The organism is Baaleninema sp., assembly GCF_049974805.1.
Taxonomy (GTDB): domain Bacteria; phylum Cyanobacteriota; class Cyanobacteriia; order Cyanobacteriales; family Geitlerinemataceae; genus Baaleninema.
Genome location: NZ_JBNGCO010000134.1, coordinates 1 through 11,002, shown reverse-complemented (window position 1 = coordinate 11,002; position 11,002 = coordinate 1). Strand labels below are relative to the sequence as shown.

The following is an 11,002-nucleotide window of genomic DNA, read 5'->3' as shown; positions in this document are numbered from 1 at the left end:
CCTGCACCGCCTCGCCCGCATCCAAACCACCGGACTCTCCGCCCCCACCACCACCGGAATGCGGAATCTGGATGTCTATATCGGCGGTTCCCTCACCGCTACCGACCCCAGCCATTACAGCGAGAAACTCGTCACTGTGGAGGGTTCGGGACTCTGTTTCCAATTCCCCCCGGACACCGATACGCCCACGGTCAACTTAGACCGTTCCACCTGGGGACTTCCCGAAGGTACCATCGTGTTTATGTCCGGGGCGAACTTCCGCAAAATTAACCCGGAACTGCGGGAAACCTGGGCGAAACTCCTGGCTGCGGTTCCCAACTCCATCCTCGCCATCTACCCCTTCGGTCCCAACTGGGGACGGCATCCCCAACTGGAAATGCCCTTCTTCAAACAGATGCAAGGGGCGTTTCGCAAGTACGGCGTCGATTTGAAACGGCTCCTCCTCATCAAAACCCTGCCCAATCGAGCCGATATTCGCCAAGCTCTGCAACAGGCGGATGTCTATCTCGACTCCTTCCCCTACTCTGGTGCCGCCTCTGTCCTCGACCCCCTGCGGGTGGGACTTCCCATCGTGGCCATGGAAGGCTCGGAACTGCGTTTCCGTCAGTCCGCCGCTTTGCTGCGAGAGCTGCAAATCCCCGACCTCATCGCCGACAGTGAAGACAGTTACATCCAACTGGCGACGCAATTGGCGACGGATGCTAATTTCCGCTTCGCCAAACGGCAACAAATTCAACAGGGAATGCAGCAAACGCCGCCGTTCCTCGACAGTCGGGCGTTCGGGGCGAAATTTGCCAGCCTCCTCGAACGATTGGTGAACGAAGGGGTCTCGCAGCCCACGCCGTCTCAACCGGACGAACACCCCACCAGCCAAGTGTTTATCAACCGCACGATTGGCTGCTGCAATATCTATTACATCGACCCCAGCGAACAGTCCATTATCGACGAACTGCACCAACTGCGGCGACAACTGGTCGAGTATTGGATGACGCTACCGACGGAGCAACTGGAATCGGCGTATACTGGCGAAATCGGCAAAGCCTTCCAAGCCATTCTGAAAAGCGATTTCCAGAAAGAACCCCTCAGCGACGCCGATACTCAGTACCGCCAAGAACTGACGGAGTTGGGGGCGGGATTGACGAAACCCAAGGCGCTCAATGCGTTGATGGGGGCGATGCTGTTCTATCCTGCCGACCAGATGAAAGTCCGGGACGCGCGAAACCGTCTCCCAGTGTGGTTGCTGGCGGATTACGAGGCGGTGTTTGAGGCGGAACCTCAAGACACCGAACCGGTTCCCCCAGCACCGACGCCGCCGCCACAACCCCAAACCGACCTCACCACCTTTCTCAATCGATTGATTGGCTGTGTCAACCTGTACGATATCGACCCCTCGGATACGGCGAACGCGACGGAACTGCGGAAACTGCGGTATCAACTCTGTCAGTCTTTGATGGCGCATCCGACAGAAGAGTTGGAAGCCCTCTATGCTTCGGAGGTGGGGAATGCTTATAAGGCTTTGCTGCGAAGTGGGTTCCAGAAAGAACCGATTAGCGAACCGGAAAATCAATTCAAGCAACAGTTGGCGCAGGTGTGGAAGTCGGAACAGCCGAAGGCTCTCAATGCGATTTTGGGACTGTTCCTCTTTTTCCCGCCGGGAACGATGAAGGTGCAGAACGCTCAAACGCGACTTCCGGCTTGGCTGTACGGGGATTATGCGGCGGTGTTCGAGTCGGTTCTTACTCCGGAGGCGGCGACGGCGCCCGCGATGGAGATTCCGACGGAGATTCCGGACGAACCGGTGGACAGTCCTAAGTTTCTCAATCGTCTGTTGGGAACGGTCAATCTCTATCAAATCGACCCTTCGGACCAGTCGATTATCGCGCAGTTGCACCAGATTCGCCGGAAGTTCGCGGAACGTTGGATGACGGTTCCAGATGGGGACTTGGAAACGGTCTATAAAGGAGATCTCGGTCGCGGCTATCGGATTTTGCTGGGAAGTGGGTTTCAGAAGGAACCCCTCAGCCAGGCGGATATGCAGTACCGTCAGGAGTTGACCCAGTTGGGAGTGGGTTTGGATAAACCCCAGTCTCTGAATGCGTTGATGGGGGCGATGTTGTTCTATCCTCCGAACCAGATGAAGGTTCGGGATGCTCGGAGTCGGCTTCCGGAGTGGCTGATTGCGGATTATGAGAAGGTGTTTGAAGGGGCTGTGACGGTGGCGGGGACGGAGGCGCAACCGCCGAGTCCGGAGTTTGTTAAGCGGCTTTCGACTTTTCTGAATTTGTTCCAAATTGACGCGAACGATGGGAATGCGATCGACCAACTGCGCCAACTGCGGCAAATGTTGGCTCAGTATTGGCTGAGTTTGCCTCCCGAACAACTGGAAGTGGCTTATGGTGGGGCAATGGGTGAGGCTCACCGAAGCCTTTTGGGGAGCGGTTTACAGCGTTTGCCGCGCACGGAGGCGGAGCAGTCTTTATTCGGTCAGTTGAAAGCAGAATTGGCTCAGGGAATGAGCCGTCCGAAGTCTCTCAACTGCTTCTTGGCGGCGATGTTGTATTGTCGTCGCGATCAGTTGAGTTTTGCTAACGCTCAGGCGATGTTACCGGGGTGGTTGATGGGGGATTATCAGCGGTTTTTCGGGTAGGGGGACGGGCAAGCGCAGAGGCTTGCCCCCACGGGTTCGATCTATCTGACTGCGGCGAGATCCCCGGCATCTTTAAGATGCCGGGGATCTGTGGGTTCGGGGGAGTGTGTTTAGTAAGGAATGCGATCGCGCGGCGCACTGGAACCGGCTTTTTTCTCGAGGAATTCGATAATTTTTCCGGCTACGTCTACTCCGGTGGCGGATTCGATGCCTTCTAACCCCGGCGAGGAGTTGACTTCCATGACGACGGGGCCGTGATTGGCGCGAAGTAAATCCACTCCGGCAATTTTTAAACCCATTGCTTTGGCGGCGCGAACGGCGGTCGATCGCTCTTCGGGGGTGAGTTTGATTTTTTCGGCTTTTCCGCCTCGGTGAATGTTCGATCGAAACTCTCCCGGGGCCCCTTGCCGTTTCATGGCGGCGATGACTTTATCGTTAACGACAAAACAGCGTAAATCTGCGCCTTTGGCTTCTTTGATAAACTCCTGTACCAAAATATTGGCATCCAAGCCGCGAAAGGCTTCGATAACGGACTGGGCGGCTTGGTGGGTTTCGGCGAGAACGACGCCGATGCCTTGGGTGCCTTCGAGGAGTTTGATGACTAAGGGCGCACCGCCGACGATACCGATCGCGCCTTCGATGTCTTGTGTTGAATGAATGAAACCTGTGACGGGTAAGCCGATACCTTCGCGGGCGAGAATTTGTAAGCAACGCAGTTTGTCGCGCGATCGAGAAATCGCCTGGGATTCGTTGGCTGTAAACACCCCCATCATCTCGAACTGTCGCACCACCGCCGTTCCGTAAAAGGTATGAGAGGCCCCAATACGAGGAATCACCGCATCGAAATTTTCCAACGGTTTCCCCTGATACATCACGGATGGGCGATGGGAGGTGATATTCATATAACAGCGAAGGTGATCGATAACCTTCGTGTCGTGTCCCCGTTTTTCTCCGGCTTCTTTCAAGCGTTTGGTGGAATACAGGGAGGCATTTTGAGATAAGATCGCAATTTTCATCAAAAAAACTCGATATAATCGTTCGATCGAAGATGCTGAACGCGACGATTTCGTCCTATTCAGAAGTCGGGGCGAACGGCAGGGAAGCCCCTACTCGGCTTGAGGTTTGTCTTCTTTCTGGTGATGTGCCATTTCTTCGTCGTGACTGAGAAGATAAGACTTACCGGGGTCGATGAGAAAGCGTCCGCGCACCGCCTGACGCCCTAACAGCATCCGAAAGCCCATCACGTCACGGTTGGTGAGCGTCAGTTCGATGTCCCAGCGTTGTTCCGCCAGTTCCACCGATGTCAGCACCACGTAACGCAACTCCGCCTTACCTCCCGAGTTGCGGACTTCTCGACGGTCTAGAACCTCGGCTTCGGCGATGGCCGTGCTTATTGTATCCCGTTGAATTGGGTGAACCTTGAACCGGACTTTTGGTTTTCCGTTTTCGGTAAACGGTTCAATATCGAAAGCATGGAGTGCTGACGATCGCGCCCCAGTATCGATTTTCGCTTTAATGGCTCGAATGTCGAGGTCTGGGAGTGCCACCCACTCCCGCCAACCCATCGTCTCTTGTGGTACTGTCACCGGATGCCAACTCCCTGTTTTTGCAAGTCCCGGGCGCGAGGTTTGACGGCTCGATCGGCACTTTTTCGATCTCTCGAGGTCTGGAATACCAGGCCGCCTTTCGATTTTAACGCTCTCTCGCATGAGGGGATGAGGGTACGATCGTTCTGGAGGGGATGATGGGATGATGAGGTGGTGAGAAACTGTTCCCCGTTCCCCGTTCCCTGTTCCAGACCCGAAAACCATTACCATAAAATATTGCACGTCGTACAGGTGAGACTTTCTTATGAAATTCAACGCGATCGAAACTGCACTGTTGGATTGGTCGGGTGATGCTTTGGCGATTGCTTTGCCGGAAAATGCGGTGGAATTAACCGGCGAATTGGCGCAACTGGACGAAAAACTCGCCGGAACCCTCAAAGAACTCATTGAAGAAACGGAATTTGACGGAAAACGGGATAGCAGTGCGGTCACTCGCGTTGGGGGAGGCAGTGCCGTCCGTAAACTTATTCTGGTGGGACTGGGTAAAGCTGACCATCTCGACGATTGGCGGCGAGGTGCGGCCGCGATGGGACGTTTGGCGAAACAGGAAAAATGCCAAACTCTCGGCGTCAGTGTACCGCAATGGAATAACAACCCCGCGTTGACGGTTCAAGCTCTGGTGGAAGGGATCGAGTTGGCTCTGCACCAGGATACTCGCTTTAAGTCTGAGTCCGACGACAAGGGATCGATCGTGGAAACGGTCGATTTGTTGGAACTGGGCGGACAGGACGCGGCAGTTGACAAATCCCTAAAAATATGCTATGGCGTGATTTTGGCGCGGGAGTTGGTGGCCGCCCCGGCGAACGTGGTCAATCCGATTAGCATGGCCGAAACTGCCCAGGCGATGGCGAACGAGTACGGCTTAGAGTTAGAAATCCTCGAGAAAGAAGAGTGCGAAAAACTGGGAATGGGGGCGTTTCTCGGGGTCGCCCAGGCGTCTGCGTTACCGCCGAAATTCATTCATTTAACCTACAAACCCCAAGGGACGCCCCGTAAAAAACTGGCGATCGTCGGCAAAGGTTTAACCTTCGATTCGGGGGGTCTCAATCTGAAAACCGGGGGAAGCGGCATCGAAACCATGAAAATGGACATGGGCGGTGCGGGTGCTACTTTCGGCGCAGCCAAGGCGATCGCCGAACTGAAGCCGGACGTGGAAGTTCATTTCATTTCCGCCGTCACGGAAAACATGATTAGCGGCCACGCCATGCGCCCCGGCGATATCCTCACGGCTTCCAACGGTAAAACCATTGAAGTGAACAACACGGACGCGGAAGGCCGCCTGACCCTCGCGGATGCGTTGGTGTTTGCGGACAAGTTGGGGGTCGATGCGATCGTGGATTTAGCCACGCTGACGGGGGCTTGTGTGGTGGCCTTGGGCAACACCATCGCCGGATTGTGGAGTCCAGACGATGAGGTGGCGAACGGGTTGATGTCGGCTTCGGATTTAGCGGGCGAAAAATTCTGGCGGATGCCGCTGGAAGAACCCTATTTCGAGTTGATGAAGTCCCTCCATGCGGATATGAAGAATACGGGAAGCCGCGCCGGAGGTGCGATTACGGCGGCGCTGTTTCTGAAGCAGTTTGTGGAGAAAACCCCTTGGGCGCATTTGGATATCGCCGCCCCCGTTTGGGCTGATAAGGATAACGGTTACGACAGTGCTGGGGCGACGGGCTTCGGCGTGCGAACCCTGGTGAATTGGGTGATGATGTGATGAGGGTACGATCGGGGTGATGGTGCGATCGGGGTGATGGGGTGATGGGATGATGGGAAATTTCCCCCTCTCTCTTTCTCCCCCTCTTCCGATTGGGGGCGGTGCGTGATGCGGAAAGTCCATTCTCCTGATGTCGGCAACATTTTCTCGTTGCGTCACGGCACCCTACGAATCTCCCCGGCTCCCCTGCTCTGCTGCTCTCCCTTTCCCTTTCTCCTGAAAATATGAACTCGAACTTACACAACCGGACTCTGTTGTGGTGGACTTCGCCGGAAAAGTTTCCGACGTTGGTTTGGGGTACGTCGGTGTTGGTGGTGGCGATCGCTGCGATTTTGGCGTTTCTCTATCAACTCGGCAGTACCAATCTGATTGACGAAACGGAACCGCTTTTCGCGGAAGCCGCCCGTCAGATGACGGTGACGGGAGATTGGATCACGCCCTATTTTAATGGCGAACCCCGTTTTGATAAGCCGCCGTTGGTGTATTGGTTGATGGCGGTGGGATATGTGATGCTGGGGACGAACGAGTGGGCGGCGCGGCTTCCGTCGGCGTTGTCGGCGATCGAATTGATGGCGGTGACCTTTTTAACCCTCTGGCGTTTCGTGCCGCCGCTGAAGCCCACGGGACGGGGGGCGTTGATGCCTTGGGGGGCGGCGACGCTGGCGGCGGTGGCGATCGCCTTTAACCCGCAAACGCTGGTTTGGGGACGCACGGGAGTCTCGGATATGCTGCTGTGTGCTTGTATGGGATCGTCTCTGTTGGCGTTTTTCTGGGGCTATGCCAGTGAGGGGAAAACGGCCAGTCGCGCCTATTTGGCCTTTTTCGCGTTGATGGGGTTGGCGGTGTTGACGAAGGGCCCGGTGGGATTTGTCCTCCCCGTCCTCATTGTGGGGGCGTTTGTGCTGTATGCGGGACAGTTGAAGGCGGTGTGGCGGGAGATGCGCCCGGTTCGCGGGATGCTGCTGTTTTTGGCCATCGCAGTTCCCTGGTATGTCTTAGTGATGGCGGCCAATGGGGAAAGTTATGTTGAGAGTTTCTTCGGCTATCACAATTTCGAGCGGTTTACGCGGGTGGTAAACCATCACAGCGCCCCTTGGTACTTTTATTTTGGGGTGGTGTTGCTGGGGTTCGCCCCTTGGTCGGTGTACGTTCCGGCGGCGATCGCTCGCTTGCGGGTCTGGCCCCGTCGAGACTGGCGAAAACTGCCTCGGCCGCAACAGTTGGGCGGTTTCGCGCTGTTTTGGTTTGGGGGAGTGTTCCTGTTTTTTACGGCGGCGGTGACGAAACTCCCGAGTTATGTGTTACCGCTGATTCCGGCGGCGGCGATTTTGGTCGGTTTGCTGTTGGCGGAGGAGACCTTGGGGCGTCCTCGGTTGCGGCGGGGTTGGCTGTCGGTGAGTCACTGGCTGAGTTTTGGGATTTGGTTGGTGTTGGCGATCGCGATCGCGACGGTTCCGCTGTGGATTGGGAAAGATCCGGTGGTGGACGATCTCGATGAGAAGCTTTGGGAGTCGGGGTTGACGTTGGTGGGGTCGGGTGTGGCTGTGGCTGTTGCGATGGCGATCGAGGGGGTTGTCGTCAGCGGTCGCCGTCGTTGGATGTCGGTGGTTCACGTCGCTAGTTTTGCGGTGTTTCTGCTGGTGATGATACATCCGACCTTTCAGTTGCTCGATCGATTGCGTCAGGAACCGTTACGGGAGTTAGCGGAGGAGGTGAAGGAGGAACGGGTTCCGGGTGAGGAACTGGTGGCTATCGGGTTTAAAAAGCCGTCGTTGGCGTTTTACACGGAGCAACCTGTTATCTATTTGTCCCGGCCGTCCCTGGGACGGGAATATTTGCGCGATCGCGTTCAGAATCATCCGGAATCCCCTTCGACGTTGGCGATCGCGGATAAGAAGCGGTTGCGAAAGTTGGGGTTGCGAGACGAACAGTTCGATCGATTGGACACAGAACAACGCTATCGATTGGTGCGGATTTATCACGATCGACTCGATAAGTTCACCCACAAAGATAACAATATTGATTAAATCGATCGTGCTACCATCGACTTTTCTTCTTTTTGTCTCGGACTGGCAATTCCGAGACTCAGGGGGTATCAAACGATTCAAACAAATGTCTGAATTTCACTATGGCTACGGTTCGACTCGAAAACGTTACCCGTCAGTTTCAAAACGTCACCGCCGTTGAAGACATCACCTTTGAGGTTCCCGACGGCGAATTTTGGGTGTTGGTGGGGCCGTCGGGCTGTGGGAAATCGACCATTTTACGAACGATCGCCGGTTTGGAACGGGCCACGTCCGGCCATCTCTACATCGACGAGACCCCTGTCGACGGGATTCCGGCGCGACAGCGAGACCTGGCGATGGTGTTTCAAAATTACGCCCTCTATCCCCACATGACCGTCGCGGAAAACCTCGCCTTTGGCTTGCGAATGCGTCGCGCCGAGGCGAAAACCATTTGCGATCGCATCGATCGCGTCGCCGAAATTCTCAATATCGCTCGTTTGCTCGATCGCAAACCCAAACAACTCTCCGGGGGACAACAGCAACGGGTGGCCTTAGGACGGGCGATCGTGCGTCAGCCTCGGGCGTTTCTCCTCGACGAACCCCTCAGCAACCTGGACGCGCAACTTCGGGAAGAAACCCGCGCCCAGCTTAAGGAACTGCACCAACAACTGAAAATTACCACGATTTACGTCACCCACGACCAGGTCGAAGCCATGACCCTGGCCGATCGCATTGTCATTCTTGATGGCGGTCGCATTCAACAAATCGGAACCCCCTTAGAGTTGTACGATCGACCCGCTAACCGCATGGTCGCCACCTTCCTGGGAAGTCCCCCCACGAACCTCTTTTACGCCACCTATGACGGGACGCAGTTCGACCTCGAGGGTCAAAAAATCCCGGCCTTACCCCTGCGCGATAATTTCGGCAAATCTTTACTGTCTCCTCAGAACACCGGACGGGGGATCGAGTTGGGAATTCGTCCGGAAGATGTGGAACTGGCCGACGCTGACAGCGGACAGATTCAGGCGAAGGTGAACATCGTCGAACCCCTGGGACGAGAAACCTTAGTGCGGGCGACGATTCTCTCGAACCGAACCGAAACGCCGCCGATTTTGAATTTCCTGACGCCGCCAGGGGTGCGCTTGCAACCGGGAGAGCGGGTTGGGCTGAACTTTCCGAGCGATCGACTCTCGGTCTTCGATCCCCAAACGGGACAGGTACTTCGCCATCCGCCCTCAATCGCTAAAACGGGTATTTCCCCTTAGACCGAGCCATCGCCCCAGGAAACGATTCGCCAAAAAAATCCGCGAAAATGCCCGTTCGCTCGTCGATGTGGTTCTCTAAACCCTCGTGATTTTGCCGATTCTGCAACTCGAATACAGGCCGGATCGATCGAGCGCCTGACCCCAAATAACTGTAGAACTTACGCAGAAATCGGGTTTCTGCGCAAGTCTTAAATTTAAGTTGCAATGACTATCGAATTGAGCCTCGTTTCGGTAGGGTAATACAGTAGGAAGACCAACCGGAAATATCGTTGCTTGCCGATAGGTTTCTGGAGTGAGAACGAGTCAAAAATTCCCTGAGATCGATCGCAGGGTTTTGGGGAATCGCCCTCGGTGGAGTTGAGGTTTTGCATGAATCGATCGAATCGCAATTTCTGGCTCGATCGCCTTCTCAGCCAAACCTTTATCGCGTATCCCTTCGTGGTACGTTCGTATCGTGTTTCTCGTGAGTCCCGTGTTAAAGTCTGTCCTGGCGTGGTTGTTTGCCGAAAAAAATCGGACTTACGACTACAGGCGCTTTTCTGCTGACAGCGACTATATCTTCGAGCCGAGCGAAGACGGAAAACTGGCTTGTATCACCAGTACGAGAGGTCTTCCCAAACCCGGAGATCTCCTCTTGCTTCCCGCCGGAGACGGCTCGGTCTGCTACCGCATTTTACAACTGGAAACTTACGGCGACTCCCCCGACCTCTGGACGGCTCAACTCGAACGAGTGGTTGAAGGGGCTTGACGGGTTAAAAGATTGACAAATAACAAAATATGTGATATATGAATTGCGTCAAGATTCCCTCGAGGAGCTGCATAGGTAAGCGATCGGGATCTCGATCGCCCCGTTGCTTCAGCGCAGGGAGTTTGTCAATCCGGCAGCGGCATCGAGGAAAACGCCGCTAGGAAGTTTTCCCTGTCCGCCGTCCGGACAGACGTCAGGACAATTGAGATTTGAGCTTATCTAACAGCGTCCCCTCTAACTTCACCTTGACTTCCAACCGTTGCGACTCGTCCCGCAACACCAATAAGGCTTTTCCGTCTCCGGTCACGCAATTCAACACTTCCGGTGTCACCTCTAGGGTCTCGTAAACCACAGTCGGCACCGCCACCCGCAACACCACTTTCGGCTGAGATTTCGGATAGACGTAAAGCTGTTGCCGCGATTCGTCGAGTTCTAACTGACGGGCGGTAATATTGTGCGTGTCCGTTTCCTCCGGTTTGCGCCAGTAGATAGTAATGCCTTTCAATTCCGGGTCGGTCATAGCAAAGCGATCGTCGAATCGCTGCGGTTGCCAATCGAGATCGTCACTGTTCCCGCCGTCGGGGAGTAAACGCTGTTGCCAGAGAATATCTTTTCCGGCTAACTTACCCCACCAGCGCCGAATCGTCTCTAAATTATCTGAGTTATCGGGGTTATTACTGCCGTATTGCCAAACGAGTTTGGATTCCATGAGAAGGCGTCTCGCTCTGTGATGCCAATCGGTTCTACAGCCAGTTTAACCGAGAGAGAGATGAGGAGAGGGGGAGATGCCAGTGTTGAGTACCTGCATCGCGGCGGGCTATCCCGTCGCCTGTGTCATCGGTGGCGGGTACAGTATAGATACGCACGTCACCACCGAGCGCCACAGGCTGTTATATCGCGTTGCCAGTTTTCGACCGTATCGGTGGTGAGGCGATCGCGCCAGTTTGTACGCTCACCATAGTTGTCAGCACCCCCGGCTGAAGCACGGGGGCTTCATGCCTCCAGCTTCAGGTAGCTG

The 11,002-nt window shown here is 55.3% G+C and carries 8 protein-coding genes and 1 pseudogene; 6 read left to right on the top strand and 3 right to left on the bottom strand.

The window, feature by feature from the left end; all coding sequences use genetic code 11:
• Nucleotides 1-2,647 (top strand): annotated as a pseudogene (locus ACP5D4_RS18985) (hypothetical protein); the annotation flags it as partial.
• A 110-nt stretch (nt 2,648-2,757) separates the two neighbouring features.
• Here the strand turns inward: ACP5D4_RS18985 and rimK are convergent.
• Both rimK and ACP5D4_RS18975 read right to left on the bottom strand, forming a co-directional pair.
• Nucleotides 2,758-3,663 (bottom strand): 30S ribosomal protein S6--L-glutamate ligase, encoded by a 906-nt coding sequence (gene rimK, locus ACP5D4_RS18980; RefSeq protein ID WP_428013184.1) that lies wholly within the window; start codon nt 3,661-3,663, stop codon nt 2,758-2,760.
• 90 nt (nt 3,664-3,753) lie between these two features.
• Nucleotides 3,754-4,212, bottom strand: coding sequence for an ATP-dependent zinc protease family protein (locus ACP5D4_RS18975; protein WP_428013185.1), 459 nt, complete (start codon nt 4,210-4,212; stop codon nt 3,754-3,756).
• A gap of 286 nt (nt 4,213-4,498) precedes the next feature.
• On the opposite strand from ACP5D4_RS18975, the gene ACP5D4_RS18970 reads away from it, so the two are divergent.
• The 4 genes from ACP5D4_RS18970 (at nt 4,499) to ACP5D4_RS18955 (ending at nt 9,984) form a co-directional block, all read left to right on the top strand.
• A complete protein-coding gene (locus ACP5D4_RS18970) occupies nt 4,499-5,965 on the top strand; it encodes a leucyl aminopeptidase (protein ID WP_428013183.1) in 1,467 nt (488 codons plus the stop codon).
• Between the two features lie 224 nt (nt 5,966-6,189).
• Nucleotides 6,190-7,992 carry an ArnT family glycosyltransferase gene (locus ACP5D4_RS18965; RefSeq protein WP_428013182.1) on the top strand — a complete coding sequence of 601 codons (1,803 nt, stop codon included), beginning with the start codon at nt 6,190-6,192 and terminating at the stop codon, nt 7,990-7,992.
• Between the two features lie 101 nt (nt 7,993-8,093).
• Nucleotides 8,094-9,236 carry an ABC transporter ATP-binding protein gene (locus ACP5D4_RS18960; RefSeq protein WP_428013181.1) on the top strand — a complete coding sequence of 381 codons (1,143 nt, stop codon included), beginning with the start codon at nt 8,094-8,096 and terminating at the stop codon, nt 9,234-9,236.
• Between the two features lie 463 nt (nt 9,237-9,699).
• The gene (locus ACP5D4_RS18955; RefSeq protein ID WP_428013180.1) at nt 9,700-9,984 is read left to right on the top strand and encodes a hypothetical protein; all 285 of its coding nucleotides are present in this window, start codon (nt 9,700-9,702) and stop codon (nt 9,982-9,984) included.
• Nucleotides 9,985-10,177: 193 nt separating this feature from the next.
• Here ACP5D4_RS18955 and ACP5D4_RS18950 read toward each other — a convergent pair whose 3' ends face one another.
• Nucleotides 10,178-10,693: a hypothetical protein gene (locus ACP5D4_RS18950; protein ID WP_428013179.1), complete on the bottom strand. Its 516-nt coding sequence runs from the start codon at nt 10,691-10,693 to the stop codon at nt 10,178-10,180.
• A 76-nt stretch (nt 10,694-10,769) separates the two neighbouring features.
• On the opposite strand from ACP5D4_RS18950, the gene ACP5D4_RS18945 reads away from it, so the two are divergent.
• Nucleotides 10,770-10,913, top strand: coding sequence for a hypothetical protein (locus tag ACP5D4_RS18945; RefSeq protein WP_428013178.1), 144 nt, complete (start codon nt 10,770-10,772; stop codon nt 10,911-10,913).
• Nucleotides 10,914-11,002: the final 89 nt, after the last annotated feature.